Raw genomic sequence first — 20,609 nt, 5'->3', positions numbered from 1 at the left:
CGGCGATGATTCCGGCGGACTAAGCTCGCCCGGAGCGCGGCGAGTTGAAACGAGTTGCGATAGATTCGCGCGCTTGTTCCCAGATCTTTCGTTTCTTCGCATACGTCTACCGCTCTCAACTCCCCGTAAGATCCCCCCATTTCCCCGTACCACCCCCCATTCCTCCCCCGAGACAAGTCTTCAGAGGGCATACATGGTGAGTGTTCAATCGCCTCCCGGTGGCCGAGAAGTCCCTTACGCACGCGTGCTGTTGCTGCCCGCCATACTGATGGCCGCGGCGGCCGGAGCCGCCGTCGCCGCGGTGCCGGAATCCGCCCGCATCGCGGTGGGCTGGTGCGGCGCGATCGCGACCCTCGTGGTCATCGCGGTCGGCGCCGAGGCCGTGCGCCGTGGCCGGACCATCCGGGAGTTGCACACCCAGTACGCGCAGCGGCTCGCATTCCTGGAGCGGCGCATCGCGTCCCATGACGACGAGACCGTCCGACTGGGCAGGGAGATCATCCCCGATGCCGTCTTCCGGCTCCGGCAGGGCGAAGCGCCGTCGGAAGTCATCCGCAACCTCGTCGACGCAGACGAGTCCTTCTCCGAACTCCCGCAGTCCCAGCGGCAGATGCTCCGCCACGTCCTGGAGACCCTGGACGCCGGAGAGGCGATGCGCGAGTCCTCGCAGCGCGCCTTCGTCAACATCGCGCGGCGCGTCCAGGCCATCGTCCACCAGCAGTCCGCCGAACTGCGCGAGATGGAGGAGTTCCACGGCCGCAACCCCGAGGTCTTCGACGACCTGCTCCGCATCGACCACGGCACCGCGCTGATCGGCCGCCTCGCCGACTCGATCACCGTGCTCGGCGGCGCCCGTCCGGGACGCCAATGGCCCAAGCCCGTACCGCTGTTCAGTGTGTTGCGCGGCGCCATGTCCCGGATCCTGGAGTACCAGCGCGTCGATCTGCACTCGATCGCCAAGGTCGCCATCCGCGGCACGTCCGTGGAGCCGCTCATCCACGCCTGCGCCGAGCTGCTCGACAACGCCACGCGCTACTCACCGCCGCAGACCCGCGTGCACGTCACCGCCGTCGAGGTGCAGACCGGCATCGCCGTCGAGATCGAGGACGGCGGCGTCAGCCTCAGCGAGGAGGCGCGGGCACGGGCCGAGCGCATGCTCGCGCAGGCCCAGGCCGGCTTCGACCTGAACGACCTCGGCGAGAGCCCGCGCCTCGGCATGGCCGTCGTGGGGCGCCTCTCGCAGATGTACAACCTCCAGGTCTCGCTGCGCCAGTCCGCGTACGGCGGCGTCCGCGCGGTGCTCATCGTCCCGCGCGAGATGATCACCGCAGGGCCCGCTCCCGGCCTCGCACACGGCATCGGCGCGTCCGCGGTGCCCCGGGTCAACTCCGAAGGCGTGCCCATCGAGGAGGCCGTGGGCATCCGGCGCAAGAAGCCCCGCGTGATGACGGCAGGGCCCCCGCTCTCCAAGTCGCTCGGCGCGGCCATGGAGGACGACATCCCCGAGGTCACCGAGTGGGCGGCGAACGGTCTGCCGCAGCGCCGCAGCAGGGTCCGCACCCCGCTGGCCGAGCGGCTCGCCCAGGAAGCCGCGGACGAGCGGTACGCGGCGCAGAAGGCCCAGTACGCCCCGCAGGCCGCCGCACCGGTCGTACCCGAACCGGCGAAGAAGGAAGAAAAGGAACCCGGCCTCTGGATCGAGGCCTTCATGAAGGGCGTCAACGGCGACGAGTCAGCAGCCGATGACCCGTTGTACCCCAAGGGCCACAGCGAGAACGACCACGGCACCGCCGACAGTGCCGACAACGCCGACGAGGGGGGCTGGAAGTGATCCAGCAACGGGCCAATTTCGACTGGATGCTCAAGGAGCTCGCCGACGGCGTGCCGCAGACCCGGCAGATCGTGGTGCTCTCCGCGGACGGCCTGCGCATCGCCCGCTACGGCGGCGATCCCGACGCCGCCGACCGGATCGCCGCCGCCTGCGCGGGACTTCAGTCCCTGGCCGCCGCGGTGGCCACCGAGATCCCGCACAGCGACGGCGGGATGCGCATGGTGATCATCGAGGTCGACGGCGGCTACTTCTATCTGATGGCGGCCGGGGCAGGGGCTTACCTCGCCGTCCTCGCCGACGAGACCGTCGACGCGGGCCTCATCGGCAACCGTATGCGGGACCTGGTCGTCCGGATCGGCGCCCATCTGACGAGCCCGCCCCGGCGAGACGGGCAGGCCGTATGAATCCTCCGCACGGCGAGAACCCCTCCCACCGAGACGACCCTCCCCAACGGGAACGGCGCAGCCCGGAGAACCCCGAGCGGCTCTACATCCTGACCGGCGAGGACACGGAGCGGGCGCCACTCGACCTCGTCACGCTGATCGTCGCCGACGGCGAGGCACCGCCCATGGCCGAGCCGGAGCACTCCGTCGTCCTGCGGCTGTGCAGGACGCCGCTGTCGGTCGCCGAGCTCTCCGCCTATCTCGCGCTGCCGTTCAGCGTGGTGACCGTCCTGCTGACGAAGATGCTCGGGGCCGACCTGGTACAGGCACGGGCGCCGATCGTCCGCTCCACGCTCCCCGATCGTTCCCTTCTCGAAGCGGTGATGCATGGACTTCAAAAGCTCTGACACGATCACCGGGCCCAGCAGCGAGGACACCCTGCCGCACACGGCCACCGCCGCCGTGAAGGTCGTCATCGTGGGCGGGTTCGGGGTCGGCAAGACCACGATGGTCGGCTCGGTCAGCGAGATCCGTCCACTGACCACCGAAGAGACCATGACCCAGGCCGGCATCGGCGTCGACGACAATTACGGCTCCGAGACCAAGACGGCCACCACCGTCGCCATGGACTTCGGCCGGATCAGTATCTCCGAAGAGCTGGTGCTCTATCTGTTCGGCACCCCCGGCCAGGAGCGCTTCTGGTTCCTGTGGAACGGCCTCTTCGAAGGGGCGCTCGGGGCGGTCGTCCTCCTCGACACCCGGCGCCTCGAAGTCAGCTTCGACGTGATCGGCCGCCTGGAGGAGCGCGGCGTGCCCTTCGTCGTCGCCGTCAACGACTTCCCCGACGCGCCCCACCACGCGATGGAGACGCTGCGCCGCGCCCTCGACCTGGACGAGGCGGTGCCGATGGTGAAGTGCGACGCCCGGCAGCGCGCTTCCAGCCGGGACACCCTGCTGACCCTCATGCGGTACCTGCACACCCTGACCGTGGCCCGCGTCTGACACCGCGCCCCATCCGCAACCCCATCCGCGACCCCGGAACCTCATCCGCGACCCCGGAGCGACGAACGTGACGACCCCTTCCCACTCCCACCCCGGCACGGACGACCCGGCCGTGCCGCCGCCCGGCTGCCCCGCGCACGGGCTCGGCCCCGGCGGCATGCGCCGTCTCTACGGGCCCGAGGCGGAGACCGACCTCGCGGGCCTGTACGAGAAGCTGCGCGCCGAGCACGGCGCGGTGGCCCCCGCCCTGCTGCACAACGACGTACCCGTCTGGGCGGTCCTCGGCCACAGCGAGAACCTCCACATGGTCCGCACCCCCTCGCAGTACACCCGCGACTCGCGCCAGTGGCGGGCCGTCCAGGACGGCTCCATGGCCGCCGACAACCCGCTCGCCCCCGTCGTCACCTGGCAGCCCATGGCCAGTTTCGTGGAGGGCGACGAGCATCAGCGGCTGCGCGGCGCGGTCACCGGCGCCATGGCGGGCCTCGACCACCGGGGCATCCGCCGCTACATCAACCGCTACAGCAACCTCCTGCTCAACGACATCTGCCAGGACGGCCGTGCCGACCTCGTGAGCGGGTTCGCCGAGCATCTGCCGATGATGGTGATGTGCCATGTCATCGGCATGCCCGAGGAGTACAACGAGCGGATGGTGCAGGCCGCCCGCGACATGATCCGCGGCACCGAGACCGCCATCGCAAGCAACGCGTACGTCATGGACGCGCTGATGCGCCTGGTGGCGCGGCGCAGGGCGCAGGCCGAGGAGGACTTCACCAGCAACCTCATCGCGCAGCCCGCGCAGCTCACCGACGACGAGGTCGCCGCCCACCTGCGGCTCGTGCTCATCGCCTCGTACGAGGCCACGGCCAACCTCATCGCCAACGCCCTGCGCATGGTCCTCACCGACCCGCGCTTCCGCGCCCAGCTCAGCGGCGGCCAGATGACGGTGCCGGAGGCGGTGGAGCAGTCCCTGTGGGACGAGCCGCCGTTCAGCGCGATGATCGGCTACTTCGCCAAGCAGGACACCCAGCTCGGCGGCCAGCAGATCAAGAAGGGCGACGGCCTGATCCTCGGCATCGCGCCGGGCAATGTGGACCCCGTCGTACGGCCCGACCTGGCAGCCAGCATGCAGGGCAACCGTTCCCATCTGGCGTTCAGCGGCGGTCCGCACGAGTGTCCGGGGCAGGACCTCGGCCGTGCCATCGCGGACACGGGCGTGGACGCGCTGCTCATGCGCTTCCCGGACGTGGAACTCGACGTCGAGGAGCACGAGTTGAGGTGGACCTCCTCGATCCTCTCCCGGCACCTGGTGGCGCTTCCGGTGCAGTTCGCGCCGCGGCCTCCGCAGGACGTGATGGCGCGGCCGATGGCGCGGGTGCCGGGCGCCCGTGACGACTGGCAGGTGTCGTCCCCCGCGCCGCGTCCCGCGTACGCGGCTCCGGCGGCGCCCAGGACCCCGGCGCCGCAGGCCCCTCCGCCGCCGCCCGCACCGGAGTCCGCACCGGTGGCTGCGTCCGTGCCCCGGCAGGGGGCGTGGCGCAGGCTCGTCACCTGGTGGCGTGGCTACTGATCCCAGTCGGCGTACGAGGTCCAGGCCGCCAACTCGCGTGAGCTGACGAAGCGGTGGTCGGCCCCTGTGACGGGGTCCGTGAACTCCAGTACACGGGACAGGAGTTGTAGGGGTCGCCGGAAGTCGTCCGGCGGCACCGGGCCCGTGACCAGCGGGTAGACGGGATCACCGAGGATCGGCAGGCCGAGCGCGTTCATGTGCACGCGCAGCTGGTGGGTGCGGCCGGTGTGCGGGGTGAGCCGGTAGCGCGCCAACTCGCCTTTGTTCTCCTTGAGTTCGATGCCGCTCTCGCTGTTGGGCTCGGCGCCGGGGACCTCGTACGCGGCGATGATGCCGCGCTCCTTGACGATGTGGCTGCGCACGGTGCGGGGGAGTTCGAGGCCGGGATCATGGGCGGCCACGGCCTCGTACTCCTTGCGTACCCGCCGCTCGCCGAACAGCGTCTGGTACGCGCCGCGTTCCTCCGGCCGCACGGTGAAGAGCATCAGCCCCGCGGTGAGCCGGTCGAGGCGGTGCGCGGCGCCGAGCGCGGGGATGTCGAGGTCCCTGCGGAGCCGGGCGAGCGCGGTCTCGGTGACGTGGCTGCCGCGCGGCATGGTCGCCAGGAAGTGGGGCTTGTCGGCGACGACGATGTGCTCGTCGCGGTACACGACGTCGATGCTGTACGGCACCGGAACCTCGTCCGGCAGATCCCGGTGGAACCACACGAAGGTGCCCGGCACATAAGGGGCGTCCGGCGCCACGGGGAGCCCGTCCACGCCGACGATCAGCCCCTCCCGCAGCATCCCGTCGATCACCTCGGGCCCGGCCTTGAGCCGCTCGACGAGATGATCCCGCACGGTCGCCCACGCCCCATCCGCGGGCAGCTTGACCCGCATGGGGTCGATGCCACGCCGCTGCGGCAGGGGAGAGGGCGGGATACGGGGCTTACGGGTCACAACCGGCAAGAGTACGGGGCCTGGCGACGGCGCCCTGCCGTGTGGGCCAGGTCAGGAGCATGCCGGCGGGCCCGCGGGGTCGTCCCGGATGCGGGCGTGCAGATGCATGTCGTGCCAGCCGTCGGCGTGGAGAACCGCGCTGCGCTTGGTGCCTTCCGGGGCGAAGCCGGTCTTGAGCGCGACGCGGCAGGAGGCCTCGTTGGCGGTGGCGTGAGTGAGTTCAAGGCGGTGCAGGCCTATTTCATCGAAGGCCCAGTCGGACAGCGTCGTGAGGGCGCGCGGGGCGATGCCGCGGCCGCGGGCCGATGGCATGGTCCAGTAGGCGACTTCGGCCTGCCCGTCGGCGAGCACGATCAGGCGCAGCGAGATGCGGCCCACCACCGTGTCCGTCGTGGCATCGGCGATGGCCCAGTGCGCGTCGCGCTCATCGGACCAGGCGTTGCGCCAGCCGTCGATCCAGCCGCCGGTCTCCTCGATGGAATCGGCCTCGCGGGCGTGCCAGCGCTGGATCACCGGGTCCTGGAACGCCTCGTACACGGCGGGCGCGTCATCGGGCGACCAGGGGCGCAGGATCAGCCCTCCCGGGACGGGGATGACGGGCTGTTCCCGATGGGCGAGGGAGCCCGCCGCGACGACGTCCGAGATCTTGAAGGGCATGGAGGCATGCTGCCAGCACCGAACGCCGAGCGGGACTGATTTACCGGGGCCCGCCGACGCCCCCGTCAGGGGCGCGGGGAACTGCGCGCCCAGCCCCCACCGGCCGGTGCACGGGACCCGGCCTTAGCTCCCGGCGGGGGCCCCGTTCCCCTCAGGCCGAGGCCAACGGCCCTGCCCCGCAAGGGGCGCGGGGAACTGCGCGCCCAGCCCCCACCGGCCGGTACACGGGAGCCGGCCTCAGCCCCCAGCAGGGGCCCCGTTCCGCTCAAGCCGAGGGCAACGGCTCCTGCTCTGCCTCCACCTGCGCGTTCCAGTCCCGCTTGGACGCCTGCCAGCCGTCCTCGTTGTGGCCGAGGCGCCAGTAGCCGGAGATCGAGAGACGCTCGCGCGGCACCTCGCGCTCCATGCGGAGGTGGCGGCGCAGCTCCTTCACGAACCCGGCCTCGCCGTGCACGAACGCCTGCACATCGCCCGCGGGGAAGTCGAGGGACCGTACGGCCTCGACGAGGGACTGACCCACGGGGAGCTGACCGCGGTGCAGCCAGGTGATCTCGGCGGCGGAGTTGATCTTCTGCTCCTCGTCCGCGTCGGCGACCTCCACGAACGCGTACGCCTTGGCGCCCTCGGGCAGGGCTTCGAGGGCCGCGGCGATCGCGGGCAGCGCGCTCTCGTCACCGGCCAGCAGATGCCAGTCGGCCTCGGCGTCCGGGGCGTACCCACCGCCGGGGCCGAGGAAGCGGACCGTGGCGCCGGGCTCGACGCTCTTGGCCCACGGGCCCGCAAGGCCCTCGTCGCCGTGGATGACGAAGTCGACGGCGAGCTCACGGGTGCGCGGGTCCCAGGAACGCACCGTGTACGTACGCGTCACGGGCCATTGGTCGCGCGGGAACTCCTCGCGGATCCGCTGGATGTCGAACGGCTCGGGATAGGTGACGCCCTCCGCGCCGAAGAGCAGCTTCACGTAGAGATCGGTGGAGTCGCCCACCGCGAACTCCGCGAGACCCTCGCCGCCCAGGACCACGCGCTGCATGTGCGGGGTGAGGCGCTCGGTGCGCACCACCTGGGCGACGTGGGTCTTCGGTGCCTTGCGTGCCGGACGTTCTGCCATGGCGGCGGCCTCCCCTGATCAAATGTTGCTTAGGCTTACCTAAGCTAACACCTCACCCCTGGAGAGTCGTGAGCAACCGCTTCAGGGCTCCGCCCAGGTTCCACCGCGCCGCCAGCTCGTCGAGGGCCGCGGGATCGCGGGGTTCGCTCGGCAGCGCCAGGTCCACGTCCGGCAGCGGTACGTCGCCCGCGACGCGGACCACCTTCGGCGCGACGGCCACATACGCGCGGGATTCGTCGAGCCGCCTTCGCTGGGACGGCGTCAGCTTGCTCTTCCGATCGTCCACCGCGGCCATGATTCCGGCCAGATCTCCATACGCGTCGAGGAGCTTGGCCGCTGTCTTCTCGCCGATGCCGGGCACACCGGGCAGGCCGTCGCTCGGATCGCCGCGCAGCAGGGCGAGGTCGACATAGCCGGAGCCGTCCACCCCGTACTTCTCGCGGAGCCAGGCCTCGTCGGTGATCTGGAGGGAGCCGACGCCCTTGAGGGGGTAGAGGACGCGGACGCCCCGCTCGTCGTCCACCAGCTGATAGAGGTCGCGGTCGCCCGTGACGATGTCCACCGGCCCCGCGGCGCGGCCGGCGTACGTGCCGATCACGTCGTCCGCCTCGTACGCCGGCACGCCCACGCGGGCGATGCCGAGTGCGTCGAGGACGTCCTCGATGATCGGGACCTGCGGCCCGAGCGTGTCCGGGGTCTCCTCGGCGTCCGGGTCCTGCTCGACCTCCTCGGCGACGCGATGCGCCTTGTACGAAGGGATCAGCTCGACCCGCCAGTGCGGACGCCAGTCCGCGTCCATGCAGGCGACCAGGTCGTCGGGGCGGTGGTCCTGGACGAGCCGGGCGATGAAGTCGAGCAGGCCGCGCACCGCGTTCACCGGGGTGCCGTCCGGCGCCTTGACGGAATCGGGGACCCCGAAATAGGCGCGGTAGTACAGGGACGCCGTGTCGAGCAGCATGAGCCGTCGCGTTCGCTGAGTCACCTTCGCATCATGCCGCACGGCACCGACAGCGCGATCCGACGGCGCATTCCAGCCGATCGAGGTGAATGGAATGTGAACTGGAACACTCTTGCGTTTGATCTGTGTAAGTGAGGGCAGGCGCCGAGCCGGAGCGCCTCCGGTCGAGGATTCAACTATTTCGGCGGGTAACTAGCGAGCGGAACTCGCGCGCTCCACGGCCCGCCGGCGGGGGAGGCGGGCCGTCTTGGTTCAACCCGAGAGGTGTATGTGTCCAGGCTGCAAGCCGAACACCTGTACAAGGTATTCGGCAGACGACCCGCTGACGCGGTGGAGAAACTCCGCCACGGAACCGACCGAGAGGAGCTGCGCGCCGAAGGCACCACCGCCGCGGTGATCGACGCTTCCTTCACGGTCGAGCCGGGCCAGATCTTCGTCGTCATGGGTCTCTCAGGATCCGGCAAGTCCACGTTGCTGCGCATGCTCAACGGTCTGTCGGAACCGACGGCCGGACAGGTGCTCTTCGACGGTCAGGATCTGACCGGTCTGAGCGCCCGTGAGCTGCGCGAGGTGCGCTCCAAGAAGATCAGCATGGTCTTCCAGCACTTCGCGCTCTTCCCGCACCGCAGCGTCCTCGAGAACGCCGGTTACGGCCTCGAGGTGCAGGGCGTGCCGCGCGCCGAGCGTGAGGAGCGCGCCACGGTGGCGCTCGAACTCGCGGGCCTCAAGGGCTGGGAGAAGTCCTGGCCCGACGAGCTCTCCGGCGGTATGCAGCAGCGCGTGGGCCTGGCCCGCGCGCTGGCGACCGACGCCGACCTGCTCCTCATGGACGAGTCGTTCAGCGCGCTCGACCCGCTGATCCGCCGCGACATGCAGGACCAGCTCCTGGAACTGCAGAAGCGGCTGAAGAAGACCATCGTCTTCATCACCCACGACCTGAACGAGGCCATGCGCCTGGGCGACCAGATCGCCGTCATGCGCGACGGTGAGATCGTCCAGATCGGCAACGCCGAGGACATCCTCGTCACCCCGGCCAACGACTACGTCGCCGCGTTCACGCAGGACGTCGACCGCTCCCGTGTCCTCACGGCGGGCGCGATCATGGCCGAGCCCCAGACCGTCATCGGTACGAAGACGCCCGAGGGCAAGGAGCTGAGGACCGCACAGGACGTGCTGTCCGCGGCCCCCGCCAAGGTCAAGGCGGACACCCCGATCATCGAGCTGTTCACGCCGTGCTCCACCAGCGGCGCGGCCGTCGCCGTGACCGACGACGAGGGCGTGCTCATCGGTGTCGTGCCGCGGGCGCGGCTGCTCGCGGTGCTCGGCGAGCCGATGAACCCCGAGAACGAGCCGCAGGACGCTGCCGTCCCGCTCCAGAAGACGCAGGACAACGGCGAGCAGGCCGTGGGCAAGGTGGTCAGCGGTGCCTAGGATTCCCTTCGGCGAGTGGGTCAACGACAGCGTCGACTGGCTGCTCAGCCACATGGCCTGGCTGTTCGATTTCTTCAAGACCGTCTTCCAGGGCGCCTACGACGGCATAGCCGACGTGCTCCAGGCGCCCGAGCCGCTGCTCCTCGCGGGCATCTTCGCCGTCATCGCCTTCTGGCTGCGCGGCGTGGTGGCCGGTGTGCTCACCTTCGCGGGCTTCGCGTTCATCGTCTCCCTCGAACTGTGGGACCACGCGATGATGACGCTGGCCCTGGTGCTCGTGTCGACGATCATCGCGCTGGTGATCTCGGTGCCCGTGGGTATCTGGGCCGCGCGGTCGAGCACGGTCAGCGGCATCGTCCGCCCGGTTCTCGACTTCATGCAGACGCTGCCGGCGATGATCTACCTCATCCCCGCCATCCTCTTCTTCGGGATGGGCGCACCCGCGGGCATCGTCGCCACCCTGATCTTCGCCCTGGCCCCCGGCGTCCGCATGACGGAGCTGGGCATCCGCCAGGTCGACAAGGAACTGGTCGAAGCCGCTGACGCGTTCGGCACCACGCCGCGCAACATCCTGCTGCGCGTCCAGCTGCCCCTCGCGCTCCCCACGATCATGGCCGGTGTCAACCAGGTCATCATGCTGGGCCTGTCCATGGCCGCCATCGCGGGCATGGTCGGTACGGAGGGCCTGGGCGCCGACGTCAACGAGGCCATCGGCCAGCTGAACGTCGGCCTCGGCTCGGAGGCGGGCGTCGCCATCGTCATCCTGGCCATCTACCTGGACCGGATGACCAGCTCGCTCGGCACCCAGGTCTCCCCGCTGGGCCGTCGCGCCATGGCGAAGGTGCGTGCCGCGCAGGGCCTGAACATCTGGAACTACCGTCCGCAGGCCGCCGTCGCGGTCGTCGGTGTGGTCGTCCTCGCGCTCGTCGCGGGCGGCATGGGTGCCTTCGGCGGCTCGAAGTCCGAGGACGTCGCGATCGACGGCAAGAACGTCGGCCAGGGCAAGGAAATCAACATCGGCTACATCCCCTGGGACGAGGGCGTGGCCTCCACCTTCCTCTGGAAGGAGATCCTGGAGCAGCGCGGCTTCAAGCCGCAGACCAAGCAGCTCGAGGCCGGCCCGCTCTACACCTCGCTGTCGCAGGGCAGCATCGACTTCCAGACCGACTCGTGGCTGCCGACGACGCACGCCTCGTACTGGAAGAAGTACGGCGACAAGCTCGAGGACCTGGGCTCGTGGTTCGGCCCGACCTCGCTCGAACTCTCCGTGCCCTCGTACGTGAAGGGCATCGACTCGCTCGAGGACCTCAAGGGCAAGAGCGGTCAGTTCAAGGGCAAGATCGTCGGCATCGAGTCGAGCGCCGGAATGATGGGGCTGCTCAAGGACAAGGTGCTCAAGGAGTACGGCCTCGACAAGGAGTACAAGGTCGTCGACGGCTCCACGCCGGCGATGCTGGCCGAGCTGAAGCGCGCGTACGCCAAGAAGGAACCGATCGTCACCACGCTCTGGTCGCCGCACTGGGCCTACAGCGACTTCGACCTGAAGAAGCTGAAGGACCCCAAGGGCGCCTGGGGCAAGGGCGATGGCGTGCACTCTCTCGCGCGCAAGGGCTTCTCGAAGGAGAACCCCCAGGTCGCGAAGTGGCTCAAGGACTTCAAGCTGAGCGAGAAGCAGCTCACGAGTCTTGAGGCGGAGATCAACAAGGCGGGCAAGGGCAAGCAGCAGGAAGCCGTCCGCGCCTGGCTGAAGAAGAACCCGGGTGTCGTCGACAAGCTGGCCCCGCTGCCGAAGAACACCACCCCCGCCGAGGCGAAGCGTCCGCTGAACGCCGCGTACTTCGCGTGGGACGAGAACATCGCCGTCACCAATCTCTGGAAGCGTGTCCTGGAGAAGCGCGGCTACAAGATGAAGCTGACGCCGTCCGATGTCGGCCCGGTCTACACCGCCCTCGCCCAGGGCGACCTCGACCTGGACCTGGACGCGTGGCTGCCCACGGCCCAGAAGCAGTACTGGGAGAAGAACAAGGCGAACCTCAAGGACCTGGGCTCCTGGTACAGCCCGACGTCCCTGGAGATCGCCGTCCCGTCCTACGTCAAGGGCGTGAAGTCGCTCGAGGACCTCAAGGGCAAGGGCGACAAGTTCAAGGGCAAGATCATCGGCATCGAGCCCGGCACGGGCGTGATGACGGCGCTCAAGGACAAGGTCCTGCCGGGCTACGGCCTGGACAAGGAGTACAAGATCGTCCCCGGTTCGACGCCCGCGATGCTCTCCGAGCTGAAGTCGGCGTACGCCAAGAAGGAGCCGGTCGCGGTCCTGCTCTGGTCGCCGCACTGGGCGTACAACGAGTACAAGCTCACCAAGCTGAAGGACCCCAAGCTCGGCTTCGGCAAGGGCGACACGATCCGGACGATCTCCAGCAAGGAGTTCCCGAAGCAGTACCCGCAGCTCACGAAGTGGCTCAAGGACTTCAAGATGAGCGAGAAGGAACTGGCCAGCCTGGAGAACGAGATCAACAAGGCGGGCAAGGGCAATGAGCCCGAGGCCGTCGACACGTGGCTGAAGAAGAACCCGGGCTTCGAGCAGAAGATGACTCCGCAGTCCTAGTTCTTCCTCCGCACCGCTGAATCACCGCAGCACCGCATCACCCGCAGCACCCCCGAGGGGTGGGCCTCGTCCTTGTGGCGAAGCCCACCCCTCGGGGCGTTCCAGGGGCCGCCCCCGCTCCCTAGGCTTGGCAGCCTCCCCGCTGCTCGAACGTAAGTGCCCCTCCGTGCTCTCCGTGCTCTCCGTGCCTTCCGTGCCTTCTGTGCCGTCCGTGAACGTCCGTGTCTCCCGCACCGTCCTCTGCCTCGCCGTGGCTCTGGCCCTGGCCGCCGGCCTGCTCCTGGCGCATCTGGCCAGCGCCAGCTCCGGTCCCGCCTCCGCGGGCACCGCCCGCCTCGCCGCGCTCGCCGAGGACGTCACGGCCGCCGACGGCCACCGATACGACACCCGGGACCACACCGGCCGCACCATGGACGCCGCGCAGATCGCGCAAGGCCCCGACGGCGGCTATCTGGCCGTCTACCACACGCTTCTGGACGACGGCCGCTTCCACGCGGCCGTCGCCACCTCCACCGATCTGCGGCACTGGCACCGCCGCCACGACTTCGGGCCCGGCACCCACCAGGCGTCGCTCGCCGACGACGGGCGCGGCGGGTACGTCCTCGCATACGAGAAGGACCCGAGGAACCACATCGCCGTGCGCGCCTACGCCGACCGGACCGCGCTGCTCGATGGGCGCGCGTCACGGTCCTTCGACGCGCCGCGCACCCTCTCGCGGTGCGCCGAGGGCACGCCCAGCATCACCGAAGCACGCGGGAACACCATCGAGCTGACCGGGCACTACCGCGCAGGCTGCGACACCGACCGCCAGCTGCGCGCCACCCTCACCGGATTCCGCGACTGGCATGCGACGCCCGACCGACGGCTCGACCGGGCGCTGCAGACCTGGGGCAACGGCGGAAACCTCGGCGACCGGACGCCCCTCGAACTCGCCGGGCAGCGGATGCTCCTCGTGGAGGGACAGCGGTGGCGGGGCGACTTCGGGAGCTGGCGGACCTACGCCTACGACCCCATGAGCGGCCGGGCCGACCGGCTGGCCATCTCCACGCACGGCGGAAGCCGCGCCTTCGCCAACCCGTCGGCGACCCTCGTCACCGACCCGCAGGGCAGGCCCGCGTTGCTGGTCAGCCTGTTCATACCGGCGCAGGGAGCGGCTCCGGGCGAGGCGGGGCAGCTCGTCTACTGGCACAAGCTGTAGGTGGCGGTCCTCGCAACCGGGCAGAACCGTTCGGCGAACATGCGTAGGGTGCAGAAAAGCCCACAGGGCTGAGAGTGGACCGACGCGCAGAAGGGAGCCGAGGCGATGGACGAGCAGAAGGAAACCCTCCGGGTGGGCTCGGCCGTGCGGCGCCGCCGCCGGCAGCTGGAGCTCACCCTCGCCGTGGTGGCCGAGCGCAGCGGTCTCTCGGTGCCCTTCCTGAGCCAGGTCGAGAACGAGCGGGCGCGGCCCAGCAGGCGCTCCCTGCAGCGCGTCGCCGACGCCCTTCTGACGACCGACGTGGAACTGCTGGCCGCCGCCGACCCCGCGTGCACGGTCGACCTGATGCGTGCCGATGAGGGCGACGGCGAGGGTTCGTCGCCGGACGACGCGTCCCGGGTACGCAATCTGGTGCGTGGTCACCACCAGTTGCACGCCATCGAGTTCACCGGCGACCACGACGAGGGACGCGAGTTCCAGCACCGGAACGACGAGTTGATGTACGTGGTGGGCGGCGCCGTCGAGGTCGAGGCGGAGGGCAGGGCGTATCGCCTCGGACGCGGCGACAGCCTGTATCTGACCGGAGGGGTGCGCCACCGGTGGCGGGCGACGGTCCCGGACAGCCAGGTGCTCGTCGTGGCCGTGGCCGACCACATCGAAGCACTGGACGGCTCGCGGCGCTGAGGGGGTCGCACGGTGGCTGGAGTACGGGTGGCCGGGGTACGGGTCGTCTCGCTGGTGCCCTCGCTGACCGAGGCGGTCGCGGTGAGTGCACCGGGAGCGCTGGTGGGGGCCACGGAGTGGTGCAGCCATCCGGAGGACCTGGACGTCGTCCGCGTCGGCGGTACGAAGAACCCTGACGTGCGCCGGATCATCGGCCTCGCCCCGGATCTGGTGATCGCCAACGAAGAGGAGAACCGCGCGCCCGACCTCGCGGCGCTGCGATCGGCCGGGCTCCAGGTGCTCGTGACGGAGGTACGCGATCTGCCGGACGCCTTCCGCGAGCTGACCCGGGTGCTGGCCGCCTGCGGGGCGGGGCGGCCCGGGTGGCTGGAGGAGGCCGAGTCGGTGTGGGGCCAACTGCCGCCCCCCGGAGCCCGGTTGAGGACGGTGATCCCCATCTGGCGGCGCCCCTGGATGGTCCTGGGCCGCGACACGTTCGCCGGGGACCTGCTGCGGCGCCTCGGCGTCGACAACGCGTACGCGACGCACGCCGAGCGCTATCCGCGGGTCACGGTCGATGAGCTGCGGGCGGTGGACCCGGACGTCGTGATCCTGCCCGACGAGCCGTACCGCTTCACCCGCGAGGACGGCCCCGAGGAATTCACGGCCCCGACGGCGCTCGTCAGCGGCCGCCACCTCACGTGGTACGGACCGTCCCTAGCCGAGGCGCCGGCTGTTCTCGGCTCGGCGCTGCGAGCAGCTTGCCGTTGAGGAGGCCGCGCAGGGTCTGGACGAGGGCCACCGTCCAGGCGGTCACCAGGAAGGCGTACAGGGCGATCGCCAGCCAGTCGTAGACCGCGAGTCCGGTGTGCTTGCCCAGGCCCTCGGCGCCGGTGACGCAGGTGCCGACGGGGAACGTGAACGCCCACCAGGTCATCGCGAAGCCCATGCCCCGACGTCGGGCCCGCACCACCATCGCGCCCGCGAGAGCCAGCCACAGCAGGGCGAAGCCCATCACCGGGACGCCGTAGAGCACGGCGAAGACGGCGAAGCCCTGGTCGTACGGGGCGGGGGCGACGCCCGTGGCCGCGGTGTCGGCGAACTTGTTCACGGCGGTCGTCGACTGGCCCAGCGGGCCGAGCACCAGGAACAGCGTGGGAGTGAGCGCGAGGGGGAAGGGGCCGCCGGTCAGCAGCCTGGCGAAGATCATCGGCAGCATCACCAGCGTGGCGAGCAGGCTGAGACCGAACATCGCGACGCAGGCGAAGAGAAGCGTCTCCTGGGCCTGACCGGCGGGCAGATGCGGTACGAGAAGCGGGCCGAGCGCGGCGGACACCATGGGCGCCACCACGGGCAGCAGCCACACCGGCGACGCCTGGCCCGGCTCCACACGGTGCTTCACCACCATCAGGTACGGGATCGCCACCGCCGCCGCGAGGCCGATGACCGTACCGGCGGTGAAGAGCACGGCGTCGAGCGCGACCGCCGCGCCCGTCCCGATCCAGTCCTCGCCCACGAGGAGCGCGCCGCCGCCGACCGCGAGCAGTGCCATGGAGAGGCAGCCGTAGAAGGGGGCGACGGCCGGGTCGAGGAGGTGGGCGCGGGCCTGGTCACGGTGGTGGACCCAGTGCAGGGTCCGGGCGGCGAGCAGCGCGGTCAGCATCAGCAGGGAGAACGCCCAGACCGCGGTGCAGGCGGTCCGCAGGCCGGGGATGTGGACCGGCAGGGTCGCGCCGGCGCCGCCGATGATCGCCGTGCCCATGACGGAGGCGTACCAGTTCGGGCCGAGGTGGCGGGTGGAGAGAGTGATGCCGGTGGTGGTGAGGGGAGTGGTGGGGGTGTTCGGAGGTGCCTGCTGGTGGGCGACGGTGACCATGCGTCCACGGTCGCCGTTCGGCGGGGCCCCCACCAGGAGTCATCTTCGTATGAGGGCATAAGCTGGCTTTATGAGTAAGTCTTCCGGTCCTGTGAGTGTGTCCGGTGCGTCCGATCCGCATACGTCACCGGGGGCGCAGCCGCTCGCACATCGGGTGCCGGATCTCGGGGCGCTCGGGCTGCTGCTCGCCGTGGCACGGCTCGGCAGCCTGGGGCGGGCCGCGAAGGAACTGGGCATCACGCAGCCCGCCGCGAGCAGCCGCATCCGGTCGATGGAGCGGCAGCTCGGCGTCGCGCTGGTCGACCGCTCGCCGCGCGGCTCCCGGCTCACAGACGCGGGGGCGCTCGTCACGGACTGGGCGCGGCGGATCGTGGAGGCCGCGGAGGCGTTCGACGCGGGCGCGCAGGCGTTGCGGGACCGGCGGGACTCGCGGCTCCGCGTCGCGGCGAGCATGACCATCGCCGAGTATCTGCTGCCGGGGTGGCTGATCGCGCTGCGGACGCAACGGCCGGACACGGCGGTGTCGTTGACGGCGGGCAATTCCACCGCGGTCGCGGAGCGGCTGCTCGCGGGGGAGGCGGACCTCGGCTTCGTCGAAGGGCTCGCCGTGCCGACCGGCTTGGACTCGGCGGTCATCGCCCACGACAGCCTGATCGTCGTCACGGCGCCGGGCCACGTCTGGGCGCGGCGCGGAAAGCCGCTGGGGGCGGGGGAGTTGGCGGCTACGCCGCTGATCCTCCGGGAGGAGGGTTCGGGGACGCGGCAGGTCCTCGACGCGGCCCTGGGGGGTCTCGCGCGCCCGCTGATCGAGCTGTCGTCCACCACGGCGGTGAAGGCGTCCGCGGTGAGTGGGGCGGGGCCGGCGGTGCTCAGTGAGCTTGCGGTGGGGGAGGAGTTGTCGGCTCGGCGGTTGGTGGCGATTCCGCTGGAGGGGGTCCGGTTGCGCAGGGCCCTGCGGGCTGTCTGGCCCACTGGGCACCGTCCCTCGGGGCCGGCGCGGGATCTGCTTTCCCTCACTCGGGCGGGGTCCGCGTCCGCCGGGGGATGAATGCCTGCCTCGCCTCCGGCGCATGCTTTCCCGCCCACCCGATTCCCCGGGGTAACGGGTGGGCGGGTGGGAGAGGTCCTGCCGGAGGGGATACCCGGCGGCGCGAGGAGGCGGTGGTGGGGCGGATACCCCCGGCCCGGAGGGCGAACCGCCGCGGTGTCAGTCACCGGGGTCGAAGCCGCTCTCCCGCCGCCTGGACCAACGCCGACATGACCCGGAGATCCTCACCCATCTCCGGGTGCCACTGCACGCCAAGGACCCACCGCGGGGACGGCAGTTCCACCGCCTCCACGGTCCCGTCCTCCGCGTAGGCCGACACGATCAGGTCCCTGCCCAGGCGGTCCACCGCCTGGTGGTGGTACGTGGGCACGGCGGACGCCTCCGGCGCGATGGACGCGTAGAGCGTGTCCGGCACCGGCTTCACCTCGTGCGTGCCGAAGACGCCCACCGACTCCACGTGGCCGTCCATGTGCTGCACCAGCGTCCCGCCCAGCGCGACATTGAGCAGTTGCATCCCCCGGCAGATCCCCAGCAGCGGCGTCCCCGACGCCAACGCCGCCTCGATCAGCGCCAGTTCCCACGCGTCCCGCTCCCGCGCCGGAGGGCCCGTACGCTCCTCACGCTCCGAACCGTAACGGGAAGGGTCGACATCGGGGCCACCCGCGATGACCACGCCGTCCAGCCTGGCGACGACCTCATCGGCGTACGAAGGATCATCCGGCGGAAGCATGGCGGTGAGTCCGCCCGCCGCCCGGACCAGCCGCGGGTACCCGGCGGGGAGCAGCGCCGCGGGCAGCTCCCACACGCCCCACCTCGCCTTCGACTCCAGGTACGTGCTGACGCCGATCAACGGCCTGCCGCCGGTCACGCTCACCCTCTTCTCCCTCATGCCGAACACGCCGAACACGCCGCTCAAGCCCCTCGCGCTCAGTCGCGTTCCAGTTCCGCCTCCGCGGCGGCCAGCGCCGCGAACTCCTCCTCCGGCGCCCGCGCCACGAGCCGCTTCCTGCTGTAGATGCCGAAGTAGGCGATCGCCACCACATATACCGCGAGCGCGATCAACGCCGCCGTCACATCCACCAGGAACGTCGCGACCAGCGCCGAGCAGGCGAGGGCCAGCGCCACCGACGAGGTCAGCATGCCGCCCGGCGTGCGGTACGGACGCTCAAGGCCCGGCTCCCTGCGGCGCAGCACGATGTGCGAAAGCGACATCAGCGCGTACGAGATGGTCGCCCCGAACACCGCCACGTTCAGCATCCGCGCCCCGTCCCCGGTCGCCGCCGCCAGGCCGAAGCCGATCGCGCCGGGGACCAAGAGGCCCAGGTAGGGCGCCTTGCGGCTGCTCGTGAGCGACAGGAACCTCGGCAGGTAGCCCGCCCTCGACAGGGCGAAGAGCTGCCTCGACCCCGCGTAGATGAGGGAGAAGAAGGACGCCACCAGGCCCGCCAGACCCGCATAGTTGACGATGCGGCTCAGCGCCGTCGCCTCCCCGCCCGGCTGCAACGCCTCCACCAGCGGATTGCCCGCGTCCTGGATCGCGTTCGAGCCGCGCGCCCCCGCCGACGCGAAGAACGTGAGGAGCGCGAGCACGATGAGGATGGCCATCGACCAGCGGATGGCGCGCGGCAGCGTGCGGGCGGGGTCCTTGGTCTCCTCGGCCGCGAGCGGCACACCCTCCACGCCCAGGAAGAACCACATGCCGAAGGGGAACGCCGCCCAGATGCCCAACAGGCCCATCGGCAGCCAGGAGTTGGAGCCGAAGGCGCTGGTGTCCACCGCGATGTCGTTCAGCTTCGACGCGTCGAAGTCCATGAACGCGCCGACCGCGAAGACGAGCAGCGCCGCCACCGCGATGCCCGTGACGACGAAGCTGAAGCGCAGCGCCTCGCCCACGCCCCACAGGTGGATGCCGATGAAGACGACGAAGCAGGCCAGATACACCGGCCAGCCGGACGTGAGGCCGAAGAGGCCGAGCGACTCGACGTAGTCGCCGATGAAGATGGAGATCGCGGCCGGCGCCAGGATGTACTCGATGAGGATCGCCGTGCCGGTGAGGAAGCCACCCCACGGACCGAGCGCCCGGCGCGCGAAGCCGTAGCCGCCGCCCGCGGTGGGCAGCACCGACGACAGTTCCGCCAGCGAGAACACCATGCAGGCGTACATCACGCCCATCAGCGCCATGGCGATCGACAGGCCGCCGAATCCGCCCTCCGCCAGGCCGAAGTTCCAGCCGGAGAAGTCGCCGGAGACCACGTACGCCACGCCGAGGCCGGTGAGCAGCAGCCAGCCCGCGCTGCCCCGCCGCAGCGTTCTCCGCTCCAGATAGTCGTCCGCCGGCTCGGCGGTACTGGTCTTGGGGGACTCCACGGTCATGACACGGCTCCTATGCGACTGCGCGGCGGCGGCACTGCGGTGGGCGGGATGGCGACTCAATGGAACGGATCCATACCTTTGCCGTGCGACACGCGAGAAAGCAAGACCCCTGCGTTACGTCACCGTTAATCACCCCGCACCCCGCCCCTTATGTCAGAAAGCCCCGCAGCAAGGCGGCCGTTCCGGCGCAGTGTTCGCGCATCATCTCCCGCGCCCCGTCCGCGTCCCCGTCGAGCACGGCCTCGACGAGCGCGGTGTGCTGGCGCTGTGAATGCTCCAGGTTCCGTACCAAGAGCGGGATGCAGTCCAGGAGGTCGTTGACCGTCGCGCGGACCGCCGCGTACTGCGCGGTGAGCGAGGGGGAGCCGCACAGTTCGGCGAGGGTCAGGTGCAGGAGGGTGTCCAGGCGGCGGTACTCGGAAAGGGGCGCGTCGTGCGTCTGTGCGAGCGCCGCGCGCAGACGCTCGCGCTGTTCGTCGCCGAGGCCGTGCGCCGCGCAGAGCCCGGCCGCCCCCACCTCCAGGACCTCGCGGAACCGCAGCGCGTCCTCCACGTCGACATCCGCCACGCGCCGCCGCAGCTCGTCCTCGCCGGCCGCCTCGGGGCGCGGACGGACGAACGTGCCGCCGTACCTGCCCCGCCGCGACTCGACCAGACCCTGGTCCTGCAGCACCTTGAGCACCTCGCGCAGCGTGACCCTGCTGATGCCGAGCCGGTCGGCCAACTCCCGCTCCGACGGCAGGCGTTCGCCGCCGGGCACCAGGCCGAGGCGTACGACCTGGAGGATCTGCTCCAGGGCCTCCTCGAAACCGTTGCCCGCCCGCACGGGACGCAGCACCGGTGTGAGCCGGTCGTCGTCGGGAGAAGCTGTTGCGTCGGCATCCGTGTGCGACATCTGGCCGTACCCCCTTCCCAATCAATGGTTCTCGGCAATACCTTATGGCTCTCGGCTGACCCAAGGAGGACTT

At 70.4% G+C, this 20,609-nt stretch carries 19 protein-coding genes; 11 read left to right on the top strand and 8 right to left on the bottom strand.

Features of this window, described 5'->3' with window-relative positions:
• Positions 1 to 193 precede the first annotated feature (193 nt).
• The 5 genes from ACIBCK_RS20060 to ACIBCK_RS20040 all read left to right on the top strand — a co-directional run bounded on the left by ACIBCK_RS20060 (position 194) and on the right by ACIBCK_RS20040 (position 4,786).
• Positions 194 to 1,831, top strand: coding sequence for an ATP-binding protein (locus ACIBCK_RS20060; RefSeq protein WP_399391933.1), 1,638 nt, complete (start codon positions 194 to 196; stop codon positions 1,829 to 1,831).
• Positions 1,828 to 2,235 carry a roadblock/LC7 domain-containing protein gene (locus ACIBCK_RS20055; protein ID WP_249591002.1) on the top strand — a complete coding sequence of 136 codons (408 nt, stop codon included), beginning with the start codon at positions 1,828 to 1,830 and terminating at the stop codon, positions 2,233 to 2,235. Before ACIBCK_RS20060 ends, ACIBCK_RS20055 begins: the two co-directional genes overlap by 4 nt.
• The gene (locus ACIBCK_RS20050) at positions 2,232 to 2,621 is read left to right on the top strand and encodes a DUF742 domain-containing protein (protein ID WP_367040178.1); all 390 of its coding nucleotides are present in this window, start codon (positions 2,232 to 2,234) and stop codon (positions 2,619 to 2,621) included. The genes ACIBCK_RS20055 and ACIBCK_RS20050 overlap by 4 nt, the downstream gene beginning before the upstream one ends.
• Entirely contained in the window at positions 2,602 to 3,216 is a 615-nt protein-coding gene (locus ACIBCK_RS20045; RefSeq protein ID WP_399391931.1) for a GTP-binding protein, read from the top strand. The genes ACIBCK_RS20050 and ACIBCK_RS20045 overlap by 20 nt, the downstream gene beginning before the upstream one ends.
• A gap of 67 nt (positions 3,217 to 3,283) precedes the next feature.
• Positions 3,284 to 4,786: a cytochrome P450 gene (locus ACIBCK_RS20040; RefSeq protein ID WP_399391930.1), complete on the top strand. Its 1,503-nt coding sequence runs from the start codon at positions 3,284 to 3,286 to the stop codon at positions 4,784 to 4,786.
• On the opposite strand, the gene ACIBCK_RS20035 is transcribed toward ACIBCK_RS20040, so the two are convergent.
• The 4 genes from ACIBCK_RS20035 to ACIBCK_RS20020 form a co-directional block, all read right to left on the bottom strand.
• Positions 4,780 to 5,664: an RluA family pseudouridine synthase gene (locus tag ACIBCK_RS20035; protein WP_399392301.1), complete on the bottom strand. Its 885-nt coding sequence runs from the start codon at positions 5,662 to 5,664 to the stop codon at positions 4,780 to 4,782. The genes ACIBCK_RS20040 and ACIBCK_RS20035 overlap by 7 nt on opposite strands.
• Before the next feature lie 111 nt (positions 5,665 to 5,775).
• Positions 5,776 to 6,381: a GNAT family N-acetyltransferase gene (locus ACIBCK_RS20030; protein WP_399391929.1), complete on the bottom strand. Its 606-nt coding sequence runs from the start codon at positions 6,379 to 6,381 to the stop codon at positions 5,776 to 5,778.
• 265 nt (positions 6,382 to 6,646) lie between these two features.
• Entirely contained in the window at positions 6,647 to 7,489 is an 843-nt protein-coding gene (locus ACIBCK_RS20025; RefSeq protein WP_399391927.1) for a siderophore-interacting protein, read from the bottom strand.
• Between the two features lie 52 nt (positions 7,490 to 7,541).
• Complete coding sequence (locus ACIBCK_RS20020) at positions 7,542 to 8,447, bottom strand: 5'-3' exonuclease H3TH domain-containing protein (protein ID WP_399392300.1); 906 nt, start codon at positions 8,445 to 8,447, stop codon at positions 7,542 to 7,544.
• A gap of 270 nt (positions 8,448 to 8,717) precedes the next feature.
• Here ACIBCK_RS20020 and ACIBCK_RS20015 point away from each other — a divergent pair, with 270 nt between their 5' ends.
• From ACIBCK_RS20015 to ACIBCK_RS19995, 5 genes are all read left to right on the top strand, one after another.
• Complete coding sequence (locus tag ACIBCK_RS20015; protein ID WP_399391925.1) at positions 8,718 to 9,878, top strand: glycine betaine/L-proline ABC transporter ATP-binding protein; 1,161 nt, start codon at positions 8,718 to 8,720, stop codon at positions 9,876 to 9,878.
• The gene (locus ACIBCK_RS20010; protein WP_399391923.1) at positions 9,871 to 12,483 is read left to right on the top strand and encodes an ABC transporter permease/substrate binding protein; all 2,613 of its coding nucleotides are present in this window, start codon (positions 9,871 to 9,873) and stop codon (positions 12,481 to 12,483) included. The genes ACIBCK_RS20015 and ACIBCK_RS20010 overlap by 8 nt, the downstream gene beginning before the upstream one ends.
• A 127-nt stretch (positions 12,484 to 12,610) precedes the next feature.
• Entirely contained in the window at positions 12,611 to 13,681 is a 1,071-nt protein-coding gene (locus ACIBCK_RS20005; protein WP_399391921.1) for a hypothetical protein, read from the top strand.
• Positions 13,682 to 13,786: 105 nt separating this feature from the next.
• Positions 13,787 to 14,365 carry a helix-turn-helix domain-containing protein gene (locus ACIBCK_RS20000; RefSeq protein WP_399391919.1) on the top strand — a complete coding sequence of 193 codons (579 nt, stop codon included), beginning with the start codon at positions 13,787 to 13,789 and terminating at the stop codon, positions 14,363 to 14,365.
• A gap of 27 nt (positions 14,366 to 14,392) precedes the next feature.
• Complete coding sequence (locus ACIBCK_RS19995) at positions 14,393 to 15,115, top strand: helical backbone metal receptor (protein WP_399392298.1); 723 nt, start codon at positions 14,393 to 14,395, stop codon at positions 15,113 to 15,115.
• Here the strand turns inward: ACIBCK_RS19995 and ACIBCK_RS19990 are convergent.
• Positions 15,042 to 16,220, bottom strand: coding sequence for a TDT family transporter (locus ACIBCK_RS19990; protein WP_399391917.1), 1,179 nt, complete (start codon positions 16,218 to 16,220; stop codon positions 15,042 to 15,044). The genes ACIBCK_RS19995 and ACIBCK_RS19990 overlap by 74 nt on opposite strands.
• A 70-nt stretch (positions 16,221 to 16,290) precedes the next feature.
• Here ACIBCK_RS19990 and ACIBCK_RS19985 point away from each other — a divergent pair, with 70 nt between their 5' ends.
• A complete protein-coding gene (locus ACIBCK_RS19985) occupies positions 16,291 to 17,268 on the top strand; it encodes a LysR family transcriptional regulator (protein WP_399391915.1) in 978 nt (325 codons plus the stop codon).
• Between the two features lie 163 nt (positions 17,269 to 17,431).
• Here ACIBCK_RS19985 and ACIBCK_RS19980 read toward each other — a convergent pair whose 3' ends face one another.
• The 3 genes from ACIBCK_RS19980 to ACIBCK_RS19970 all read right to left on the bottom strand — a co-directional run bounded on the left by ACIBCK_RS19980 (position 17,432) and on the right by ACIBCK_RS19970 (position 20,536).
• Positions 17,432 to 18,157 carry a gamma-glutamyl-gamma-aminobutyrate hydrolase family protein gene (locus ACIBCK_RS19980; protein ID WP_399391914.1) on the bottom strand — a complete coding sequence of 242 codons (726 nt, stop codon included), beginning with the start codon at positions 18,155 to 18,157 and terminating at the stop codon, positions 17,432 to 17,434.
• A gap of 38 nt (positions 18,158 to 18,195) precedes the next feature.
• Positions 18,196 to 19,641, bottom strand: a complete 1,446-nt coding sequence (eat, locus tag ACIBCK_RS19975; RefSeq protein ID WP_399391913.1) for an ethanolamine permease — start codon at positions 19,639 to 19,641, stop codon at positions 18,196 to 18,198.
• A gap of 148 nt (positions 19,642 to 19,789) precedes the next feature.
• Positions 19,790 to 20,536 (bottom strand): FadR/GntR family transcriptional regulator, encoded by a 747-nt coding sequence (locus ACIBCK_RS19970; protein ID WP_399391912.1) that lies wholly within the window; start codon positions 20,534 to 20,536, stop codon positions 19,790 to 19,792.
• Positions 20,537 to 20,609 lie beyond the last annotated feature (73 nt).

Source organism: Streptomyces sp. NPDC051218 (genome assembly GCF_044455475.1).
Classification (GTDB): domain Bacteria; phylum Actinomycetota; class Actinomycetes; order Streptomycetales; family Streptomycetaceae; genus Streptomyces.
This window is presented reverse-complemented; position numbering and strand designations above follow the sequence as displayed.